Annotated in this window: 24 protein-coding genes and 2 pseudogenes; 9 read left to right on the forward strand and 17 right to left on the reverse strand. The window is 71.9% G+C overall.

The window, feature by feature from the left end; genetic code table 11:
• Positions 1-435 (reverse strand): GNAT family N-acetyltransferase (locus BMY61_RS41485; protein WP_075004272.1); only part of this gene is annotated, 435 nt, incomplete at its 3' end.
• A complete protein-coding gene (locus BMY61_RS41490) occupies positions 432-1,301 on the reverse strand; it encodes a serine/threonine-protein kinase (RefSeq protein WP_052439483.1) in 870 nt (289 codons plus the stop codon). The genes BMY61_RS41490 and BMY61_RS41485, both read right to left, overlap by 4 nt.
• Before the next feature lie 140 nt (positions 1,302-1,441).
• Here BMY61_RS41490 and BMY61_RS41495 point away from each other — a divergent pair, with 140 nt between their 5' ends.
• Positions 1,442-2,731: an MFS transporter gene (locus tag BMY61_RS41495; RefSeq protein WP_052439484.1), complete on the forward strand. Its 1,290-nt coding sequence runs from the start codon at positions 1,442-1,444 to the stop codon at positions 2,729-2,731.
• A 59-nt stretch (positions 2,732-2,790) separates the two neighbouring features.
• Here the strand turns inward: BMY61_RS41495 and BMY61_RS41500 are convergent, their stop codons facing one another.
• Genes BMY61_RS41500 through BMY61_RS41510 form a run of 3 tightly spaced genes read right to left on the reverse strand, consistent with a single transcriptional unit; the run spans position 2,791 to position 4,217 of the window.
• Positions 2,791-3,216, reverse strand: a complete 426-nt coding sequence (locus BMY61_RS41500) for a hypothetical protein (RefSeq protein ID WP_042459514.1) — start codon at positions 3,214-3,216, stop codon at positions 2,791-2,793.
• Between the two features lie 39 nt (positions 3,217-3,255).
• On the reverse strand, positions 3,256-3,981 hold the full coding sequence (locus tag BMY61_RS41505) for a phytanoyl-CoA dioxygenase family protein (protein WP_042459517.1): 726 nt from the start codon (positions 3,979-3,981) through the stop codon (positions 3,256-3,258).
• Positions 3,978-4,217 (reverse strand): hypothetical protein, encoded by a 240-nt coding sequence (locus tag BMY61_RS41510; RefSeq protein WP_042459520.1) that lies wholly within the window; start codon positions 4,215-4,217, stop codon positions 3,978-3,980. Before BMY61_RS41510 ends, BMY61_RS41505 begins: the two co-directional genes overlap by 4 nt.
• Before the next feature lie 499 nt (positions 4,218-4,716).
• Between BMY61_RS41510 and BMY61_RS45700 the strand changes: the two genes are divergently transcribed.
• Entirely contained in the window at positions 4,717-5,994 is a 1,278-nt protein-coding gene (locus tag BMY61_RS45700) for a helix-turn-helix transcriptional regulator (protein ID WP_052439485.1), read from the forward strand.
• Position 5,995: 1 nt separating this feature from the next.
• Here BMY61_RS45700 and BMY61_RS41520 read toward each other — a convergent pair whose 3' ends face one another.
• Complete coding sequence (locus tag BMY61_RS41520; protein ID WP_042459597.1) at positions 5,996-6,814, reverse strand: alpha/beta hydrolase; 819 nt, start codon at positions 6,812-6,814, stop codon at positions 5,996-5,998.
• Positions 6,815-7,660: 846 nt separating this feature from the next.
• Here BMY61_RS41520 and BMY61_RS41525 point away from each other — a divergent pair.
• A pseudogene (locus BMY61_RS41525) lies at positions 7,661-7,843 on the forward strand (NAD(P)-binding domain-containing protein); the annotation flags it as partial.
• Positions 7,844-7,953: 110 nt separating this feature from the next.
• Complete coding sequence (locus tag BMY61_RS41530) at positions 7,954-8,457, forward strand: P-loop nucleotide/nucleoside kinase family protein (RefSeq protein WP_201777651.1); 504 nt, start codon at positions 7,954-7,956, stop codon at positions 8,455-8,457.
• Here the strand turns inward: BMY61_RS41530 and BMY61_RS41535 are convergent.
• Positions 8,438-9,586 (reverse strand): IS630 family transposase, encoded by a 1,149-nt coding sequence (locus tag BMY61_RS41535; RefSeq protein WP_342342564.1) that lies wholly within the window; start codon positions 9,584-9,586, stop codon positions 8,438-8,440. The two genes, BMY61_RS41530 and BMY61_RS41535, sit on opposite strands and share 20 nt — an antisense overlap.
• Before the next feature lie 22 nt (positions 9,587-9,608).
• Between BMY61_RS41535 and BMY61_RS41540 the strand changes: the two genes are divergently transcribed.
• Together BMY61_RS41540 and BMY61_RS48920 are read left to right on the forward strand one after the other, a co-directional pair.
• Entirely contained in the window at positions 9,609-10,817 is a 1,209-nt protein-coding gene (locus tag BMY61_RS41540; protein ID WP_042459529.1) for a UDP-glucose dehydrogenase family protein, read from the forward strand.
• Positions 10,818-11,024: 207 nt separating this feature from the next.
• Positions 11,025-11,207 (forward strand): annotated as a pseudogene (locus tag BMY61_RS48920) (NUDIX hydrolase); the annotation flags it as partial.
• A gap of 385 nt (positions 11,208-11,592) precedes the next feature.
• On the opposite strand, the gene BMY61_RS48530 reads toward BMY61_RS48920, so the two are convergent.
• From BMY61_RS48530 to BMY61_RS41560, 4 genes are all read right to left on the reverse strand, one after another.
• The gene (locus BMY61_RS48530; RefSeq protein WP_269083994.1) at positions 11,593-11,727 is read right to left on the reverse strand and encodes a hypothetical protein; all 135 of its coding nucleotides are present in this window, start codon (positions 11,725-11,727) and stop codon (positions 11,593-11,595) included.
• Positions 11,728-12,215: 488 nt separating this feature from the next.
• The gene (locus BMY61_RS41550; protein ID WP_042459532.1) at positions 12,216-12,557 is read right to left on the reverse strand and encodes a hypothetical protein; all 342 of its coding nucleotides are present in this window, start codon (positions 12,555-12,557) and stop codon (positions 12,216-12,218) included.
• 91 nt (positions 12,558-12,648) lie between these two features.
• Positions 12,649-13,599 (reverse strand): single-stranded DNA-binding protein, encoded by a 951-nt coding sequence (locus BMY61_RS41555; protein ID WP_042459535.1) that lies wholly within the window; start codon positions 13,597-13,599, stop codon positions 12,649-12,651.
• A 74-nt stretch (positions 13,600-13,673) separates the two neighbouring features.
• Entirely contained in the window at positions 13,674-13,958 is a 285-nt protein-coding gene (locus tag BMY61_RS41560) for a hypothetical protein (protein WP_052439486.1), read from the reverse strand.
• A 361-nt stretch (positions 13,959-14,319) separates the two neighbouring features.
• Here BMY61_RS41560 and BMY61_RS41565 point away from each other — a divergent pair, with 361 nt between their 5' ends.
• Genes BMY61_RS41565 through BMY61_RS41575 form a run of 3 tightly spaced genes read left to right on the forward strand, consistent with a single transcriptional unit; the run spans position 14,320 to position 15,868 of the window.
• Positions 14,320-14,781, forward strand: coding sequence for a DUF4240 domain-containing protein (locus tag BMY61_RS41565; RefSeq protein ID WP_042459605.1), 462 nt, complete (start codon positions 14,320-14,322; stop codon positions 14,779-14,781).
• Positions 14,763-15,515, forward strand: a complete 753-nt coding sequence (locus tag BMY61_RS41570) for a hypothetical protein (protein WP_143094795.1) — start codon at positions 14,763-14,765, stop codon at positions 15,513-15,515. Before BMY61_RS41565 ends, BMY61_RS41570 begins: the two co-directional genes overlap by 19 nt.
• Before the next feature lie 47 nt (positions 15,516-15,562).
• Entirely contained in the window at positions 15,563-15,868 is a 306-nt protein-coding gene (locus BMY61_RS41575) for a hypothetical protein (RefSeq protein WP_143094796.1), read from the forward strand.
• Here BMY61_RS41575 and BMY61_RS41580 read toward each other — a convergent pair.
• The 6 genes from BMY61_RS41580 to BMY61_RS41605 form a co-directional block, all read right to left on the reverse strand.
• Entirely contained in the window at positions 15,849-16,199 is a 351-nt protein-coding gene (locus BMY61_RS41580; protein WP_052439488.1) for a hypothetical protein, read from the reverse strand. The genes BMY61_RS41575 and BMY61_RS41580 overlap by 20 nt on opposite strands.
• 63 nt (positions 16,200-16,262) lie before the next feature.
• Positions 16,263-17,411, reverse strand: a complete 1,149-nt coding sequence (locus BMY61_RS41585; RefSeq protein WP_042459549.1) for a PD-(D/E)XK nuclease family protein — start codon at positions 17,409-17,411, stop codon at positions 16,263-16,265.
• A gap of 99 nt (positions 17,412-17,510) precedes the next feature.
• Entirely contained in the window at positions 17,511-18,581 is a 1,071-nt protein-coding gene (locus BMY61_RS41590) for an AAA family ATPase (RefSeq protein ID WP_052439489.1), read from the reverse strand.
• 74 nt (positions 18,582-18,655) lie between these two features.
• A complete protein-coding gene (locus BMY61_RS41595) occupies positions 18,656-19,369 on the reverse strand; it encodes a hypothetical protein (RefSeq protein WP_042459552.1) in 714 nt (237 codons plus the stop codon).
• Positions 19,366-19,785, reverse strand: a complete 420-nt coding sequence (locus BMY61_RS41600; protein ID WP_042459554.1) for a hypothetical protein — start codon at positions 19,783-19,785, stop codon at positions 19,366-19,368. The genes BMY61_RS41595 and BMY61_RS41600 overlap by 4 nt, the downstream gene beginning before the upstream one ends.
• Positions 19,786-19,983: 198 nt before the next feature.
• Complete coding sequence (locus BMY61_RS41605) at positions 19,984-20,217, reverse strand: hypothetical protein (RefSeq protein ID WP_042459557.1); 234 nt, start codon at positions 20,215-20,217, stop codon at positions 19,984-19,986.
• Positions 20,218-20,221: the final 4 nt, after the last annotated feature.

The following is a 20,221-nucleotide window of genomic DNA, read 5'->3' on the forward strand; positions in this document are numbered from 1 at the left end:
CGTGTCCCTGGGTGCGAAGCCCAGGGCCGCGTACAGCGCCGTGGCGTCGGGCGCGGGCGTGAGGCGGACGCGTTCGCAGCCCTCGTCGACGAGCCAGTCGCGGGCGGCGGCGACGCAGGCGCGCGCGTGGCCTCGGCGGCGGTGGTCGGGGTCGGTGGCGACGGACCCGATCTCCCCGGAGCGCATGGCGGTGGTGGTGGGACCGGGCAGTGAGGGGTGCCAGACGCCCATGGCGGAGGCGATCAGCCCGGGGCCGTCGGGGTGGTCGACCACGAACACGGCCATGCTCTCCTGCTCGGCCAGGGCGCGGGCGAACGCCGCCTCGCAGGCGGGCATCCAGTCCAGGCCGCAGTGTGGCTTGACGGCCTGGTGCATGATCAGGCGCAGCTGGGTGAGGCCGGCGGCGTCGTCGGGGGTGGCGCGGCGCGGTGTCATCGGGCCTCCAGGGCGAGGGCGGCGATCCGGGCTGCGAGGTCGGCAGCCCTGGGGCGCTGGGTGCGTGGAGCGAGCAGGGCGGGGCGGAGCACGTTCAGCAGTGCGGGCCACGTGGCCGGCTTCGTGAGGGGGATCGCGCGGTTGGCGATCAGGGCGCGTAGCTGCGGAGCGCGGAGCTGGTCGGGGTCGAGGTCGTGCGCGGCGTAGTCGAGCGGCCACCCACCTGTGGTGCAGCGCCAGAGCAGGGCGGCGAGGGTGTAGGTCTCGCACGCCGGGCCGGGTTGGACGGGCTGGATGCCGACGCTGATCGACGCGGCCAGTTCAGGCGCGAGGAGGTGCGGCAGCCCGCCCCGGAACAGCGGCGACGGGGGAAAGTCCGGGGACCAGGCCCACGACCAGTCCAGGAGTCGCACGCCGCCGCTGGTGTGGATGGCGTGCTCGGGCTGCAGGTCGCAGTGGACCCATCCGTCGGCGTGCAGATCGGCCACAGTTCGGCACAGCTGCGCGGCGGCAAGGAGCGCGGCCCGGTCCTGGATCCCGGCCCGGACCGGCGCGAACACCTCCCACGTCGAGGGGCCGTCCCACCACGGGGTGACCAGCCACGCCGTATCGCCGTCGCGGCCGCAGGCGACGGTGTAGCCGGGAAGCCGGCCGAGTACCGTCGCCTCCCGCTCGGTGATGTCCGCGCCCATCTGGGTGCCGGCCTTCACTGCTGCGGTGCCGCTCGGCCCTGTGGCCCGCCAGACGGCCGAGCCGCGCCGGTCGGTCACCGGCTCCAGCGTCACCGGGCCGCACACCTCCTCGGCTGCGGCCAGCGCTATCGCGGGGCAGCTGGCCGGTGCCCGATCTGCTGGGGGGTGGTGCACGGATTCCTCCAACGGGTGAGCGGAGACGGGTTGTTGGTGCGTCTGCGCCCCACGCTGGTGGGTGGGGCGTAGGGTGTGGGCAGGTTTCCCGGTAGCCACCTCGGCACCGGGATTTCGTGCTTCCTGGGCGGAGTTGGATCATGCGCGGTGGGACGGCGGCGGCCAGGCTGGGCCTGCGGGTCAGGCTGCGGGAGGCCGCGGCCCCGCTCGCGGTGCCGGCCTACCGGCTCCACTTCTCCGCCCGGACCCTGTCGTCGGCCGGAGCGGCGGTCTCCCCGATCGGCCTGGCGTTCGCCGCGCTGCGGATCGGCGGGACCGCGTCGAGCCTGGGCTGGATCCTCGCGGCCGGGATGCTGCCGCAGATCGCGTTCCAGCTGGTCGGCGGCGTCGTCGCGGACCGGTGGTCGCGGGCGCGGGTCATGGTGTGGACGAACCTGGTCCCGGCCGTCGCCGAGACCGGCGCCGCGGTGCTGCTGTGGTCCGGGCAGGCCCGGGTGTGGCAGCTGGTCGTCATGTCGGCCGTCTGCGGGAGCGCCGCCGCGTTCTTCGGCCCGGCGGCGGCCGGGGTGCTGACCGAGGTCGTCCCCGCCGAGCTGCGGCACTCGGCGAACGCGCTGCTTCGCATGGGCCAGAACCTGGTCAAGGTCGCGGGCCCCGCCCTCGGCGGCGCCGTCGTCGCGCTCGCCGGCCCCGCCTGGGCCATCGCCTGGGACGCGCTCACCTTCGCTGTCGCCGCCGCGCTGTTCGCCCGCCTGGGCCTGGGTGCCGACCGGCTCAAGACCGCGTCCACGTTCGGGCAGGACTTCCGCGAGGGGTGGGACGACTTCCGGTCCCGACACTGGCTGTGGATCATGGTCGTTCAGGGTGCCTGCCTCGTCCCGGTCTGGCTGGTCGGCTACGAGCTGCTGGGCCCGGTCTTCGGCCAGCGCTACCTCGGCGGCGCGGCAGCCTGGGGCGCGATCGTGTCCGGCTTCACCACCGGCGTCGTCGCCGGGGCCGCGCTCGGGCTGCTGTGGAAGCCGACCCGGGTCGGGGTGGTGGTGTGCCTGGGCAACGGCCTCCTGGCCGTCCCGCTCGCGGCCATGTCCTCCACCAGCTGGGTGCCGCTGCTCGTGGTCTCCACCGTCGTGGCGGGCACCGGGTGCGCGTTCGCCATCACCACCTGGGCCGGGCTGATGCAGGCCCGCGTCCCCGCCGATCGGCTCTCCCGCGCGTCCGCGTACGCGGGACTGGGGCAGCTCGCCCCGGTGCCGGTCGGCTATCTGATCGCCGGTCCGCTCACGGCCTGGATCGGCCTGCGCCCCACGCTCGCTGCGGCGGCCGTGCTGGTCGTTCTTGCGGCGACGGTCCCGCTGACGGTCCGGCATGTGCGCCTCCTGGATCTGCCCGCGAACCGGACTGCGGCCGAGCGGGCGCCCGCGCGGGTGTAGCGGAAGGGTCGGGTTCCTCCGGCGGCCAGGACCCCGACCCCTTTCACGTCGGTCTCAGGTCAGGCGATCAGGGACCAGTGGGTGACGGTGATGTTCTCCAGCGGGATGCCCAGCTGCTGGTAGATGCGCTGGTGCATCGCCCCGAACCAGGCGTCGCGCCGATCGGCGAAGAACGCCTCGTCGTACCAGGCGACCCCGAGCAGGACGGTGCCGCCGCCGTTCGGGTTGCCGGGCTCGGCCTCCCAGTAGGTGCACTGCCAGTCCCAGAGCATCAGCTCCTCCGGGCGCTCGCGCAGCCGCTCGTCGGACGCGCGCAGGGCCTCGATGCACCGCTCGGCGGTGGCCGCGTCGGGGCAGTAGTAGGTGCAGTCGGACTTGCCGATCGGCTTCTTGTCGGCGCGGCGCTCCGCGTCGGCGTCCTCCCCGGTCAGGACCCGCACGCGGGTCACCGCGTCGGCCTGGACGAGGGTGTCGAGGATGCTCACGGTCGTGCTCCTCTCGGTGGAACCGGTGGATGGACGGTGCTACCAGCCCGACCCGGAGACCGGGGTCAGGCTGGGGCTTTGGGGGTTGCGGCGCACGATGGCGCCCGGGGCGACGTAGCGGATGTTCAGTGCGACGCGCGCGCCGGCGCTGCGGTTGGAGCCGGAGCAGTGCACGAGGCGCGAGTCCATCAGGACCGCGGACCCGGCCCGCACCCGCAGCGGCACCGCGCGCTCGGCGCCGGTGACGCCCTGGGAGGTGTCGGCCCGGCCACGCGAGGCGCCCGTCTCCGGTTCCTTGGCCACGGGCAGGTAGCCGCCCTGATGGCTGCCAGGGATGATCAGCAGCCCGCCGCTGTCGTTGGCGGCGTCGGTCAGCGCGAGCCACGCCGCGACGCTGCGCGCCGGGTCCAGCTCCACGTTCTTGCCGGTGCCGTCCTGGTGCCAGGGCACGACGAACGGTCGGCCGGGCCACTTGATGACCAGGAAGGTGTTCTCCACCGCGACGTCGGGACCGAGCAGCTCGGTCACCGCGTCCAGCAGGCCCGGGGCGCGCACGGCCTCGCGCGCCCACTCCTGGTCCAGGTGCGGGTTCTTGGCGATCTCCCGGCGCTGGGCGCGGTACCGGCTCACCAGCTCCGCCGCCCGCCCGCGCGCCGCGCCCGGGCTGGTCCACTCGACCGGCATGAGCGCGCCCCGCTCGCCCATGAGCCCGTGCGTGGGTTGGAGGTCGGTCGTCACGGTGTGCTCCTCCTGCTCGGTGTTCATGCGGTGATCTCGCGCAGGTTGTCGGGATCCGTCGTCCACTCGACTCCGCCGCCGTCGGGCAGGAGGTAGGCGAGCCGCACGGTGCGGGTACCGATGGGCGTGCGCGTCGGGGTGTTCACGACGGCGCGCAGTGTGCCCGTGCGCCCGGAGGCGACGTCCTCCACGCGGCGGCCGATCAGCGGGTGCAACGTGTGGCCGAGCGTGTCGGCCCGGGGCCGCGGTCGGGCGGTCCTCACGATGCGAACCCGGTCGTGCTGAGCTGCGCGAGCACCACCTCGCAGGGCCACGTGGTGCAGCACACGACGCAGTACCCCAGTTCGTTCTGGTGCTCGTCCACGACGCTGCGCACGGCCTGTGGCCGTGGGTCGCCCTTCGCTTCGGTGGACGCCTTGGGGAAGTCGGGGTTCGTCAGGGGGACTGCCACAGACGGTGTGCGCGAGGCCCGGTGCGTTCTGGGCTGACGGCGGGGGAGGACAGCGGGCATCGCGGGCTCCTGGTCGGTCGGCTGGGTGCCGGCCTGCCGCGCGGACGGGACAGCGCGGCAGGCCGGGAGACGGTGCGGCCGGCTACCGAGGGAGCAGGGCTCCGGGCGGGGAGGGGCGGCCACACGAACAGTGAACGACCTGTCGCGCTGGGTGTGGATCTGCCTCGGGATCTGCCATCCTGGCCGGGCGGCTGGCAGATTGACAGGGGGTCACGCCTGTGCCTCGGAGCGATGGTTCGGGACTCGGTCCCATGATCAAGAAGGCGCGCAAGGCCCGCGAGCTCACTCAGACAGAGCTGGCTGACCTGCTCAATCACGAGTCCGGTTGGGAGACGTGCACGGCGAACGACGTCTACCGGTGGGAGACGAACCGGCGCAGGCCCGGGCCGTGGCTGCCGTTCCTGATCAAGGTCCTCGGCCTGGAGCTGTCCTCCGAGCCGGAGCCGGGTTCGGGCACACTGCCCCCGTCACCGCCTGCAGCGGTCATCCCACCCACGCTCCCTGTGGAGGACGACGTGCGCCGTCGCAGCTTCCTCGGTGCCGCTTTCGCGGGGGCTGCCCCGCTGCTCGATCTCGCTGCCCTTGAGCACTTGACTGCCGCCGTCCGGGACGCCCACCGGTACGCCGACCATGAACTGGTCGCCCACCTCGGTGCCGCGCTCGATGAGACCGCCCGCATGGATCTGACGAGGGGGTCGCACCGGGCCATGCCAGCCGCGCTCGGGGTCCTGTCGGTGATCAGCACCGCCGCCCGCGGCGCCCGGCCGGACGTCCGCCGCGAGCTACTCTTCCTCGGTTCCCGGGCAGCGGAGTTCACTGCGTGGCTGCACCACGATGTCGGCTCCCCCGACCACGCGGTCGGCTACTGGCACGGCCAGGCCAAGGAGTGGGCCACGTTCACCGGGGACGGGGCGATGCACGCCTACGTGCTCATGCGGCAGGCCCAGGCGCTGGGGCGCGACGATCCGGCGCGGATGCTCGACCTGGCCAGGGCTGCGACCAGCGGCCCGTGGACGCTGCCGCCCAGGCCGCGCGCGGAAGCACTCCAGCAGGAAGCACGCGGCCTGGCGATGACCGGCGGTGACGCCGGGGAGATCGCCCGGGTCCTCGACCGGGCTCACGCGGCGCTCGACCAGGCCGAAGAGCCGGCCGGGCCGACGTCGTGCACGGGGCCGCTCGGCGACGGCTACACCCGCGAGCGCCTCCTGGTGCAGTCGGCGATCCGCCTGCGCGAAGCCGGGCGACCCGCCGAGGCCATCGTGGCGTTCCAGACGCACCTGACCACCCAGGCGTTCGCTCCCCGCGACCACGCCCACTACAGCGCGTTCCTGGCCGGTTCCCTCGCCGACATCGGCGAGCCGGACGAAGCCGCCGCCGTCGCTCTCGAAGCGCTCGAAGTCGCAGCCGACGTCCGCTCCGGGCAGGCCATCAGCGCGCTCAGTGGTGCCGCACGGACGCTGTTCCCGTACCGGCAGCGGCCGCAGGTACGGGAACTGCACGAGCGCCTGGTCGTCCTCGCGGCCGGCTAGGCTAGGCCGCCAGGAACTGGGCCACCTTGCCGGTCACCTCTTCCTGCCACGCCCGCGTCTGCGGGTCCACATAGGTCGGGTCGTCGTGCACGGCGAAACCGTGCTGCGCGCCGTCCAGCTCGAGCAGCTCGGCTCCCGCACCGGCGGCGAACAGGGGGGCGTACCTGCGCGACAGGTTCACGTCGACGAACGTGTCCTTCGTCCCGTGGACGATCAGCACCGGGCACAGCACGCGGGCGCAGAGCGCTTCCGGCGCCGGCAGCTGGAACACCTCGTTGAGCAGCGCCCGGCCGGTCTCGAACGGAACACGCGGCAGGGCACCGGTCCGGTCGAGCTCAGCCGCACGATCCGCAGACAGATAGTCACCGGACCAGCCGGAGCGCTCCTTGACGTACATGTCCTTGTAGTTGATACGCGGGTTCAGCAGCACCAGGCGTCCGACGCCCTCGGGGTAGTGGGCAGCGTGCAGGGCGGCCGCGCCACCCGAGAAGGACGCCGCGATGACGTGCACCGGACCCGACTGGCCCGTGCTGGAGCGCAGGTGATCGGACGCGGCCCGGATGTCGTTGGCCACTCCGGCGATCGTCAGGTCCGCCGCGCGCCCGGCGCTGGCCCCGTGCGCACGCAGGTCGAAGCGCAGGTTGGTGACCCCGGCAGCGGCCAGCCCCTCGGCGAGCCGTGCGAAGAAGCCGCCTTCCTCCCGGGTCACACCTGAGCCGTGGGCCAGCACCGCGGAACCGACGGGCTCGGCCGAGGAAGTGGTGAGGGTGCCGGACAGTCGAGTGCCGTCCAGGGAACGGAAATCCGTGTCGTCAGTCACGTCGTCGAGCGTAGGCGCGCCCACGCCCGCAGTACCACCACCGGCAGCCCGGCGAGCAGCGCGGTGTGTCGGGCGTACTTCGAAGGAAGAGGCTGTCGCTGCCCCCGTCAGCGGCGGCCTCTCGCGTCCACGCGGGCTGTCCCGGCGTGCTGTCACCGCCCGGTCCGCGGAGGCGAGCCCCCGATTCGGACCCGCATGATCGGTACCCCGCGCCGCCGTCCTGCTCGACCACGGAGCCTCGCGGCGCGTTGCGCAGCACCGCCACCAGCGTGCGCCGCCGCTGCCACTCGGCAGCCACTGTGTGCGTCAGGGCCAGCGCCCCCACAGCCACCAGCACGAGCGAGGAGACGTGAGTGAGGAAGCCGACCGGGAGCGCAGCACCGTACCCGGTCAGGGAGCGGACACGCCCGAGCTGCGGGCCGGACGGCTTGCCGGGCGTGCCGGGAGGGCGGCTGATGGTTCCTCAGCACGGCTTCCACGGTCGTTGTGCTCGTTGCTGGACTGCATTGCCGCGTTCCTCTTCTCAAGCGGACAGGCCGGACACGGCCGCGGTTCAACAGTGCGGTGGCGTCGACGGCGCCGGTATGCCGTCCGACTGCCGTTTCACTGCCATTCCTCGGCACCGGCCCTCATCTCAGGGCGCGCGCGTGGTCCCACCAACACCCCGTTCCGGCGAGTCGTGGTCCGCGCCGAGGCTCTCCCCGCCCTGCTGCACCTGGCCGACCTCCTCAAGGTGAACATCAGTCCGAACTGAGCTATCCCATAGGCCAGTTCAAGACCCGATAGCGTCAGGGGCGCACCGGTGACGGTGCGCCCCTGACGTCTGATCAGACAAGGGCCCCGTACATGCGCGTCTCCGTGATCGGCTGCGGTCACCTCGGCATCCCGCACGCGGCGGCGATGGCCGAGCTCGGCCACGACGTTGTCGGCGTCGACGTCGACCAGGCCAAGGTCGACCGGCTCAACGCCGGTCAGTGCCCCATCTTCGAGACGGGCCTGCCCGAGCTGCTGGCCCGCCACATCGCTAGTGCTCTGACCACATAGGTTCGCCGGGTCTGTAGGGCCGCAGTGGGTCCGCTGCCAGCGGGCGCCCTTTGTTGCCACGGAGGCGAGCGTGTTCTTGGGTCTAACCTGGCTCCGTGACGCAGCAGATGAGCACGGTGGTCCTGATGTGCGGTCTCCCGGGGGCAGGCAAGACCACCTACGCGATGGAACTGGTGCAACGCGGTTTCGCTCGGCTGTCCATCGATGAGGTGGTCTGGCAACGACTCGGGCAACGTGATGCTGGCCTGGTACTGGAAGCCGAGGCATTCGACCAGCTCAAGGAAGAGGTCCGCCGCGAGCAACGGCAGGAGCTGGTTGAACTGATGCTGGCCGGGCGCGACGTAGTGGTGGACTACAGCTTCTGGAGTCGCGCCGCCCGCGACGACTACAAGACGCTGATTGAAAGCCACGGCTGCCGCTGGGAACTGGTCCACCTCAAGGCCGACCGGACCACGCTGGAGCGTCGCCTTGAGCGACGCAACAGCGTGGAAGGCGCCAACGCTGTCACCGTGGATGCGACGCTGTTCAACCGATACATGGCCAACTTCGAGGAGCCGAGCGGAGAGGGTGAGCAGGTCGTCATGCAGCCTTCGCCTTGAGGACCTGAAGCTCCTCGGCGGGGAGGGGACGGCCGCCCCAGCGGATGCCCTTCTCGCTGCGGATGCGAGCGCGCTCCCTGCGCTGAGCGGCGAGGACGTCGGGGTGGCGTGCGTTCTGGTTGCGCCAGCGCAGGTAGGCGTGCAGGGCCCGGGTCTGGACGGTGTGGTTGCGGTGGTTGGAGTTGGCGACGGTGAACTGCCGCAGCGGCCCGAAGTGGGCCTCGATCGGATTGGCCCAAGACGCGTAAGTCGGGGTGAAGCACAGCTCGACCCGGTTCTTCTTCGCCCAGCGCCGGATCGTCTCGCCCTTGTGAGCGGACAGGTTGTCCAGGATGACGTAGATCGGGGCGCCGTCCGGGCGGGCCGTGCGGATCGACCTCAGCGCGGCCAACGTGTTCGCGGCACCCTTCTTGCGTCGGTTGACACCCCACATGGTGTCGTCGCCGATCGAGTAGCAGCCGTGGAAATAACGCACCCCGTGGGTGCGGTGATAGGTCGCGGGATGCCGCTCGGGGCAACCCTGCTCGGCCCAGCAGGATCCGGCGGTGGGGCGGATGCCGAGCGGCCCGAACTCGTCGAACGCGAACACCCGGTCCGGGAACCGCTCCAGGACCTCTTCGATGCGGTCGAGCTTGGCGTCGCGATCGGGGTCGGGCGACTCCTTCCACGTCTTGGTGCGCTGGAAGGTGATGCCGCGGCGAGCGAGCAGGGACCGTAACGCCTCGCGGCCGATGCGTATCACGCGGCCGTGGACTTTCCGCAGGTAGGCGGCGAGCTTTCGGATGGACCAGCGAGTGAAGGGCTGGCCGAGCTTGGTCGGTCGGGTGGTGGCCGTCGCGACGACGAAGTCCTCGTCGTCAGGACTGAGAAGGCGGGGACGGCCTCCCGCCCACCGAGGGTCCAGAGCGGCCAGGCCGATCTCGTTGAACCGGTGGATCACGTCGCGCACGGTGTCCTCGTCTGCCTGCACCAGCTGGGCGATCACCGGGACCCGGTTCCCGCCGGCCGAGGCCAGCAGCATCATCGCGCGCCGGTAACGCACCGAACTGGTGCTGCCCCGGCGCACGATCTGCTGCAGCTTCTGCCCCTCCTGGTCGGTCAACCTGCGCACACGGACAGGCTCAGCCACCACACCCCCAACGATCGGACGAATGGACGTCGCCGTACATCCAACCGTCCCGACCACCAACCCGGCGAACCTATGTGGTCACAGCACTAGCGGGCGGCTGCGGTTCACCACCGACATCCGCGAGGCCGCCGAACACGCGGACCTGCACTTCATCGGGGTGGGAACTCCGATCGACGCCGACGGCCGCTCCTATGACACCGCTCAGGTCTACGGCGCGATCCGCCAGCTCGCACCCCACCTGACCCGCGCCTGCACCATCGTCGGCAAGTCCACCGTCACCGTCGGCACCACCGCCCAGGTCACCGCTCTCGCCCAGCGCCTCGCCCCCGCCGGCGACAGGGTCGAGGTCGTGTGGAACCCCGAGTTCCTGCGGGAGGGCCACGCGGTGGAGGACACGCTGCGCCCGGACCGCCTCATCGCCGGCGTCACCACCGCGGAAGGCGAAAAGGCCATCCGTGCCGTCTACGCCGGGATTACCGACACCGGCGTGCCGATCTTCGTCACCGACCCGCAGACCGCGGAGCTGGCCAAGGGCGCCGCGAACACCTTCTTGGGCCTCAAGATCAGTTACATCAACGCGGTCGCGGACATGTGCCAGGCGGCCGGCGCTGACGTCTCCGAGATTGTGGACATCCTCGGCATCGACCCGCGGATCGGCGCGGGCGGCATGCGACCCGGCATCGGCTACGGCGGCGGCTGCCTGCCCAAGGACGTCCGCGCCTTCACCGCCTCCGCGCGCCAACTCGGTGCGGACCGGGCCGCCGCCCTCCTGCTCGCCGCCGAGCAGATCAACGACAACCGCGTCCCGGTCGCCATGGAGCTCATCACCCGCGCCTTGGCCGATTACCCCGTCAAGGGCGCCCGGGTCACCGTGTGGGGCGCCGCGTTCAAGCCCGGCACCAACGACGTCCGCGAGAGCCCGGCCCTGGCCCTGGCCCACGCCCTGCAGCGGAGCGCAGCCGTCGTCACCGTCCACGACCCGCACGCCGTGACCACGGCGATGCACCGCAACCCGGAGCTCGAGTACACCGACGACCTGGCCGCCTCGGTCACCGACGCCCACCTGGTCGTCCTGGCCACCGAGTGGCCCGAGTACCAGCAGGCCGACCCCGACGCCCTGGTGAACCTGCCCGCTAACCCGGTACTCGTGGACTGCCGCGTCGCCCTCGACGCCGACCGCTGGCGCCTGGCCGGCTGGAACGTCTACCAGCTCGGCCGCCCCGGCAAGTAGGCCGGTCCCGATCCGGCTCCCGGACGGTCCGGCCGCCGGGCGGAGCCCCGCCCACCCCTCTACCGTGGCCCGTGGGCGGAGCGGACAGGCGCCGCCCGGCGGCCGCGGCCCGAACCCCCGAGCGGGCCGCTGCCACCACCCACCACCGGGGGTCCCATGGCCTGGCTCGACCCCATCGACTACATCGAGACGATCCCGCGCGCGACCATGTTCGGGGCCCTGTACTGGACCGACCAGCACGACCGGATCCTGTGCCTGCGCTCCGCGCGCAACCCGTCGATCTGGCAACTGGCCGGCGGAGACTTCGACCACGGCGACATCACACCGTTCGACACCGCACGCCGCGAAGGAGCCGAGGAGACCGGCATCGCCTACACCGGTCCTGAGCGCGTACTGCTGGTGCAGTACCTCGCCGAATCCACCGCCTGGCCGTGCCCGAAGGTCGGGTTCGTCTTCGATACCGGCCAGCTCACCGACGACCAGATCGGCGCGATCCGGCTCGACCCGGCTCGACCCGGCCGAGCACACCGAGCACGCTGTCCGCTCCCTCGAGCAGTGGGCGAGGGTGCTCGACGAGGGGCAGCACGGTCGCCTCGCCCGCATCGCCGAAGCCCGCCGCACGGGACACACGGGCATCCTGGTCAGCAAGGGAGTCACGGAGTATCCCTCGTTGCGGGGTTCTTCGGCCTGACGGAGCGTACGGTCGAGCCGAGGCCGCCGCTGCTCCCCCCGTGCAGCGGTGGCCGCCCTGCTTCTTGCGCCCACTGGGCGAGCGTCACCTGGCGACGTCGCGGGCGGCGTAGGCGAGCAGCTCGTTCAGTCCGGCCTCATTGGACGTCGGGGGCTTCTGCTGCCAGCGCCGGATCGTCTCGAGAGTGGTGGCGGTGACAGCGCGGACCTGCTCGGCCAAGTGCGCGGAGAGCGCCTCCGAGTTGCCGTCGACGGTGCGGCCGGTGACGACGACGTCGCCGCACAGTTCGTAGTCCAGGGTGAGGCCGCGCCAGGCGCAGGCGAGGGTCCAGGCGGGCAGGTTCGACGGCAGGCCTTCGCGGGCGCCGCTCCCATGGACCCACAGCAGCGCCCCGCAGTGCTAGACGGCCCGGTCGGGGTGGCCGCCGAGGATGCGGCGGATCTCGGCGTGGTGCGCCTCGTCGGGGAGGTCGATGTCGCGGGCGTCGCCGTGGGTGGTGATCACGATCGCGTGCATGGCTTCTTGTTTCTGGCTGGTGAAGTCGTCGGTACGGGGCCATGGGAGCGCGTTGGGGTCACCAGTCGGGTCACCACCGCGGCGTCCGGCGGTCACGGATCAGCTGCTTCAGCGCTGGTTACCTCGCGCGGTGCGGGCCGCTGACCTGGGCTGGTGACCCGTGGCGCGAGGTCACCAGTCGCCTTCGTGGGTCAGTCGACGAGGCCGGTGTGGTGGGCGTGGGCGCGCTCGGCGAGCGCCTGGTAGGCGATCGCGGCGGGTGTGGCGTCGAAGCGGACGAAGACCCACTCCACGAGGATCTCCTCGCGGCTCGCGCCGGGTGCGGCAGCGACGTCTTCCACGGCGGCGTGCTCGGCGAGCTGCTGGTCGCTCCAGCCGGCGGCCTGGGTACGGGTGTGGGTGCGGACGTCTTCGAGGGCCTGGCAGTACAAGGGGTGGCCCTTGGCGAGCAGGGCGCGCAGAGCGCCGGGGTCGGTCAGCTGCTGGGCCTGGGCGGCGAGGTCGAGCAGGGCGGTGGCGGAGTCGGCGGACATGGGTTGATCCTCCTTCATGCCGGGCGGCGCCCGGGCGTGGTTTCGGCTGGGTGGCCCCGAAGGGGTTGCGGGGCCGGCGGCCCTGCGGTGGTCAGGTCAGGGCCTGGCCGATGTGCTGGACATCGAGGGTGATCGCGACGCGGGGGATGCGGTCCTCGCCGGTGTAGGAGCGGTGGGCGATCGCGCCGACGACCAGGACGTGGGAGCCGGGCGTGAGCGTGGCGGCGGCCTGGCGGGCGGCGTCGCCGCGCAGCGTGCACACCAGCACGGATGCGGTGACCTCGCCGATGACGGGCGGGGTGTCCGGGGCGAGGAGCAGTCGGGCGACGGGGCCGTCATCGCCTTCGCGCAGCATGACGGGGCGGGTGAGCGCGCCGGTGAGAACCTGCGGCCGGGCCTCGGTCCTGGTGGCCAGGCGGGTCCCGGTGCCGAGGGCGGGCGGTGGCGGGGTGTCCGGTGGGACGTCCTGTTCGGCCTGCTGCAGCGCGGCCGCGACCGCGCCGCGCATCTGGGCGACTCGCTGGGCCCGCCGGGCAGCGGATCGGTCGGTGCGGGCCAGGGTGTGCTGGTGCTGTTCGGCGGTGTCGAGTTCGGCTTCGGTGTGGCGAAGGACGGCGCGGATGCCGTGGCGGCGGGTGATCCGGCTCCACGGGTGCCGACCGGCCTCGGTGCCCTGCTCGGTGACGGCCAGTTGGACGCCCGCCCAGCCGCTGTCGGCGGCCGGGTGGAGCGCGACGTCGAGGCAGACACTCACGCGGGGGTCGTGGACGGGCAGGTAGGGGTAGCCGCGCAGGCCGGGGAAGGCGCGGGCCAGCGCGCTGCGCAGGGCGGCCGGTTCGGGGTCGGTGCTGGTGCGGCGGAGCTCGGCCAGGTGCAGGGCCAAGGCGGTCAGCACAGGGACTGCCCCGTCGCCTGCTGCATCGGGCAGGGCTACTGCCAGGTCGGCGGTGACGGCGCGGCGGTCAGTGACGCGGGCGTGGACGACGAGCCAGGTCGCGGGTGCTTGGGGTGCGTTCGGCTTCGCGGGAGTGGTGGCGTGCACGGATCCTCCTTCCATATGGCATCTCAATAATAGATAGAAATTGAATGTGAGTCCAACGGGAATCCGTCACTGCATCAGTCCTCATCCTCGCCACGACACGACCACGGGGAGCGGCCGCGGTCGTCGTCCTCGGCCTCGGGGAAGGGCTCGACCAGGCTGGTCTGACGCTCCTTCCATTCGGACCGGGTGACGTGGTCGATGGGCGCCTGGTCGAGCGGGAGCATGCTGCGGTGCACGAACGCCTCGCCGTGCAGGGCGCTCCCGCGCGCGATCGCGCGGGCGTAGCCGTGGCGGATCGCGGCATCGAACGCGACCGCGTCGCGCCAGTCCGGGTTGTCGAACCCCGAGCAGCCGCACACCTCCGCCTCACGCCCCGTCCCGGTGACATGTGTGCATGCCTGGTCCTGCCGACCGTTGAACCGGTCGTGGTCATCGAGGTGGTGACCGCAGCGGCAGGTGTCCCGCAGGCGCCTGAGCCGGGCGTTACCGGAGTACGGGCACGCTATTGAGAATTCTCGGTAACGGATGGGGCCTCGTGGCGCTGCTGGGCAGGTAGTCAGAGGTTCCACTCCTTCCGGTGAGACGCGGGCGTGCGATGGGCGGGGTTGGGCTGTTTGCGGGAGTCGCAGACCGGGGACTCACGGCGGCCGTGGAGATCACGGTGTGTGGTGAGATCGTTTCCGTTTGACTGTCGGTCGTGCGTGCGATGCTGTGCGGGTGATGACCTGGGAAGAGTTCTGGAAGCTGATCGGGCTTCTCGAAGGACGCGCTGACCAACGCCGATGCGTCGAGCTGGCTGGGACGCTGGCACAGCGGCCGACAACCGAGATCACTGGTTTCGGTGAGCGCATGGCCGAGGCTCTCCACAGGCTCGACCAGGAGAAGTTCGGGCTGCTGCCAGTAACGAACATGGGTACGGCCGATGACCCGTTCCCTCAGTCCGGTGACCACTTCCTTTACTCCCGCTGCGCGGCGGTCGCGGCGGGGAGAGAGGTCTACGAGAGCGTCTTCGGCGATCCGGCGCTCTTCCTGCCGTTCACGGCGCCAACTCTGCAGGGCGAGTGGCTTCTCTACGTTGCCGACCAGGCGTACGAGCGAGCGACAGGCGAAGAGTGGGACCGGGTTACCCGCTACGACTTCGAGTCCTACTCCAATCGGGACGGGTGGCCGAAGCGCCGATGAACCACTTGGACCAAGAGGACGACGCTCAGTCGACGGATGCTCTGGAACGGCTCGTGGTCGAGGCGCACGGGTCACGCGAGGTGTTCGATGCCGCGGGCGCATGGGTCGGTGGGCAGCTGGCTACGGAAGGCTTTGTCTGGGTCAAGTCCCGTAAGCACTGGGAGCGTCGTTCTGGTACTCGACGGGACCTGATCTCGTTCGCCTCCAGCGCGGACAACCGTGTCGGTGTCCGAATCGATGCCTGGCCCGAGTCCATGCAGGTGATGGACGGTGTGCTCGGCGGGTGGCGCCACGCTCATCCGGATCTGACCTTCGTTCGTCCGGACTCTGTCCATGCCATCGCCTGCGCCAGCAGCTATCTCGACCACGTTCGTGGGTACTACCAGGTGCGTCTGGAGACGCCAGCACTTCGACTCGAACACCTCACGCTCGCCGTCCACCAGCTCCGCGAGACCGCCTTGCCGTGGTTCACCAGAACTGCCGATCCCGCTCGCCTATCGGAGACAGTGCCAGATCCCCTGCTGGCCGGGTTTGCCGTGGACCTGGTGGAGTACGCGATCAGCCACGGCGAACGCGAGCAGGCCCGTCAGCTCGTGGACAGGGCCATCGCGGCCGACTCGCCGCTGCACTCCGAGTTCAGTCTCGGGCGAGACATGGCTCTCCGTGGAGAGCGGCCCCAGTGGCATACCAAATCGGCTCTCGGCTGGAGCAGCTCCGTTCTGGGCCTGTTCTGACGCAGTCGGTCGCGGCCGGCTCGCCGTGCTGGCCCTACAGTGGGCGCGTGCGGATACCTGGCCTCGGGCCCGTAAGTTGCGATGACGCCTACGACGGCTACCGCAGGATGCCGCTGCCCATTCCAGCGTTGGGCAACGCGGCGTGTTCCGTGGTCGTCCTGGGGTACGACGATGACGACGCGAAGGAAGACCTCCATACGGCCGTCAGTGCCTTCCTGGCGCTCGACGTGTCCGTCCTGAAGTCCGGGTCCCTGCCGATCCGCTGCTCCGCGAACACGCCCGCCGGCACCGGAAACGGGGCGGGGTACCCGAGGCGGCGCCGCACCTCCGCCTTCAACGGCCGGACCTTGTAGTGGGCGGTGCAGGCCGCCGCATCATGTGGGGTCGTCCGTCACGGCCGCGGATGTAGAGCGGCATCTGGGCGTAGTGCTCGGTGTCCGGGTCGAGCGCGTCGTCGCGGATCTCGCCCTGCTTGACCCGGACGATCTCGATTCCGGCGGGCCGGGCAACTTCCCGCTCCAGCCGGTCGAGGTTTTCGTAGACCGCGCGCGGCTCCATCCCGGTGTCGGCAAAGGCGGCGAAATCGATCTTCGGCAGGATGTCTTCCGCTGACAGGATCAGGCAGGTCGTCGACTGCACGCCGGCGCCGAGCGACAGGCCGACCAGAGCAGGGGTGTTGGACATGAGGTCTCCTCGGTGGGTGCTCGGGACGCGCCGGAGTCGCCCTCCGGCGCGGCGGGTGGGTGGTCAGTTGGCGGGGGCGCGGGTGACGTTGATCGTTCGGGGGGTGCGGGAGCGGCTGTCGCGCTCGGGCACCGCGACGCCCGCGGCCTTCAGCTGCGCGGTCATCGCCGTTAGGTCCGGGAGGGTGGGGACCGGGAGCCCGGCCTCTCGGAAGAGGCGGAGCATCGCGTCGATGTCGGGTTCGGGCTTGGCGTTGCCGCCGGTCCATGTGAGCTGGTGGTCGCCGTAGATGCCGGGCGGGGCGGCGTCGAGTTTCGCCCGCGCGAGCTTGCGGATGCGGCCGCCGTGGCTTTCCAGTTGTTGGCCGCGCTCGTAGTCGGCGAGCGCGGCGGCGCGGTCGGCGTCGTCGCGGACCAGGATGCTCTGCGGCGCGGCTCCGGGCGGGTCGGTGGGGGGCCAGCAGCGGGTGCGGAACGGGCAGTGGTCGCAGATCGGGTCCAGGCCGGGGCCGTCGAAGTCGCGCGGCGCGGTGTCGGGGTCCTTGATGGCGTGGACCTGTTCGACCCACCAGCGGGCGTGTTCGGCGGCGCGTTCGTCGTAGCGGAACTCCTGGGTGTGTTCGGCGCCGTTGTCGCGGTTGACGAACCGGAACCGCAGCGTGCCCACGGGGATCGGGCCGAGGCGCGCGAGGTGCCGCTGACCCTTGAGGTCCTCGAACCCGTGCGTGCGCAGGAGGCGGGCGTAGGTGTAGATCTGGCGCAGCTCGGCGGCGCTCGCCCCGTACTTGATCACCCGGTCCCACAGATGCGTCGACTTCGTCTTCAGGTCCTCCACGACCACGCCCTGCTGCTCGCTGGCGGTGGCGTGGATGCGGGGGCGGTGGCGTTCGGGCAGGCGGAGCGCGGTGGCCTCGTCGAACTGGACGGCGTCGATGTGACCGCGGATCAGCTCGTCGGCGACGGTGCGCTCGACCTGCCATCGGTAGCGGGTGCGGGCGGCGGTGAGCAGTCCTTCGTGGATGTAGGTGCCCAGGATCGCGGCGCGTTTGTCGGCGTCGTCGGTGGGCTCGGTGCCGGCGAGGATGTAGGCGGCGCGGCGCTGGCAGACGGTGTCGGACGCGCCGAGCTGCGTCTGCCGCGAGCGCGGGCGGTCGGCGTCGACCTGGTGCGCGGCCTCCCACACGGAGACCGGCGCGGCGGTGGCGGTGGACATGGGGTGCTGCGCCTTTCCGGGGATGGGGCAGGGGCGCGGCCAAGGAGTACGGGCCGCGCCCCTGCGGGGTGCTGGGCTGCTGACGCGAGGTGACGGGGTTCAGGAGGCTTCGGCGTCGGCCGGGGGCAGGGCGCGCTGGGCGGCGGCGCGGAGCTTGTCCGTGTCGCTGGCCGGGAGTTGTCCGAGGTCGGCGGGCGGGTTCTCCAGCTCGTCCTTGCGGCGCAGGATCGCGGCCTTGACGACGGCCGCTTCCTCGCGAGTGAGGCCGGAGGCGTCGGGGTTGGCCTCGCGCCAGGTGCCGCTGAGCTCGTCCACGGCGGCGGCTTGGGCGATGCGGTCCAGCCACGGCCGGGTGCGGTCCGCTGCCAGGGCGGTGACCTGGCGGGGCTGGGTGTCCATGGAGCAGCCGAGCCGGGTGAAGATGAGGTCTTCCAGGTCCAGCTCGGGCAGGGTGAGCGGCTTGCCCGGCTCGATGCGCAGGCGCAGCGATCGGGTCTTGATGACCTGTGGGGGCTGCTCGCGGCGCAGCCGTACCCACAGCGAGCAGTCGAACCCCAAGTCCCTTTGCGCCTGGACCTTCCACTCGGTCATGACCTTGTTGCCGCGCTTGACCGGCTTGCCGTCCTCGTCGATCGCGGTGACCTCACGGCCGCGGGCGGTGACGATGACGATGCCGGGGAACGTCTGGAGCAGGTAGAGGACCTGCTGCCAGCGTTCGTTGGCGTCGTTCCACAGGTTCATCGCGACGTCGATCGGCGCGTCCGGATCGGCGGCGAGGGTGCGGGCGTTGGACCGGCTGCGCCGGGCGCGCTCGTGGGTCCAGGTGGTGAGCATCCGCCACAGCGCGGTCGCGGTGTCCACCACCAGCACCACCGGGGGCTCCTTGGCGGCTGCGGCGCGGCGGGCTTCGGCGTGGACGGCCTCGACCTGCTCGCGGATGTCGCGGAACGTGCCGTCGTGGTCGACGATCTCGAACCTGGCCCCGTCGATCGCGGCGTACTCGTCCGCGGAACCTTCGGCCAGGTCGACCCAGTAGGTCTGCCCGATCCGCTTGGAGGCGGAGAAGCGCGCGGCGGCGTAGGTCTTGCCCGCGCCCTCCTCGCCCTCGATCAGGACGAACGGCCACGGGACCAGGCCGGTGGGCTTGCGGGTCTTGAGCTTCACGGTCATGGCGATGCCTCCAAGGGCGTGCGGGGGCTGCGCCCGGCCGGGGTCGGCCGGGCGCAGCAGGGGAGTGGGGAAGGTCAGGCCCGGGGCGCGGCCGAGGGGAACGCGGGGGCCGGGGTCTGCGCGCGGTAGGCGGCGTCCATCGCCGCGAGCGCGGCGCGGGCCATCTCGGGGGTCAGGAACTGGGCCTCCAGCTCCACCCGGATACGGCCCGCATCGGTGGTGACCTTCACCCTCGCGCAGGGGGAGCGCCAGGGGGCCTGACAGTTCCAGCTCAGGGAGCGCTGGCTGTCTCTGCCGTCACGCCGCTGCTCGGGTGTCACCGGCGCGGCGGTGACCCCGGGGACGGTGGCCAGCTTCCGCACCGCGCGAGCGACGTGGGCGACCATGGCGGCGTGCCGGGCCCGCCGCTCCCCGATCTCGACGGCCGCCGCGTCCAGCAGCGGGACCAGGCGGCGCCGGATGTCGGCCGCGACCTGCGCGGGCGTCTTGGCCCGGGTAGCGGTCATGGAGCCGATGGCGACCCCGTCCCGCTCCCAGTACCGGACGCTGTCCGCGGCACCCCCGTAGAACTGGAGCCGCCCGGGGCGCAGCCGCTCCGCGCTGATGTTGACCCGCATCCCATCGTCGCGGACCAGGCGCAGCGACGGGTTCCACTCGCCGATGCGCTCGGTGCACGCCGTCCAGACCCGGCCCGACAGGTCATCGAGCAGCGCGGGGAGCGTGCGGGCGAGCTCGTGAAGGTCGGCGCGCAGCGAGCCTTGCCGCTGCTGCTCCTCGTCGTGGCTCATCGGCGTGCCTGCGGGGCGAGGACGCGGGCGGGCAGACGGCCCCCCGTCCTGGGCGGGGCGAGGACGTGGGCGAGAAGGCACAGCTGGTCCGGACGCTCGGGCAGGCGGTGCGCCACGTAGAGAACCAGGGCGCGAAGCAGCGCGAGATGCGTGAGCCCGCAGGGGTGGATCTGCCGGCCTGCCCACGCGGGAGCGGCCTCCTGGCCGGTGAGTGCGGCGGCGGCCAGGGCGGACCGGGTGGCGGCGTGGCCGTGCGCGGCGTCGTCCAGGAGTTCGGCGGCGAGCACGGCCGGAGCGGAGTCGGTGGCGTCGCTGTCCGGGTAGACGAGGGCGATCGCGCCCTCGGCGAGGCCGATCGGGGCGTCGGCGTCCCGCGCCAGTTGCAGCAGGAACGAGAAGTCGGTGTAGCAGGGCATCGCGATGGCTCCTTTCAGAGACCGGACCGCCCGACGGGCGGCCCGGTGTGGTGGCGGTGCGGTCAGCGGTCGCGCTGCGGCGGGATGTTGGTGCGCGGCTCGGGGGAGCGGCGCGGGCGGGGGATCGGGATGCGGGGGATGGCGGGCTTGTTGTCGGGGTTCGGGCTGGTCATGGCTGTGCCTCCGGGTGGGGCGGGGTCAGTCGTGGATCCACTCGGTGTGCAGCAGCAGCGGGCCGGTGGGGATCAGGGCGGCGCCGCGTCGGTGGCGCAGTGAGATGGGGAGCTGGGCTTGCCGCCACGCCTCTTCGCGGGCGTCGTCTGCGGTAGCGGCAGGGACGAGGAACGTCTGCTCGCCTTTGTGGTGGCCGCTCAGGTGGTGGAAGGGGATGGTGACCAGCCAGAGCGGCAGGTCGTCGCGGGACGGGGCCACGGTG

The organism is Streptacidiphilus jiangxiensis (assembly GCF_900109465.1).
Lineage (GTDB): Bacteria > Actinomycetota > Actinomycetes > Streptomycetales > Streptomycetaceae > Streptacidiphilus > Streptacidiphilus jiangxiensis.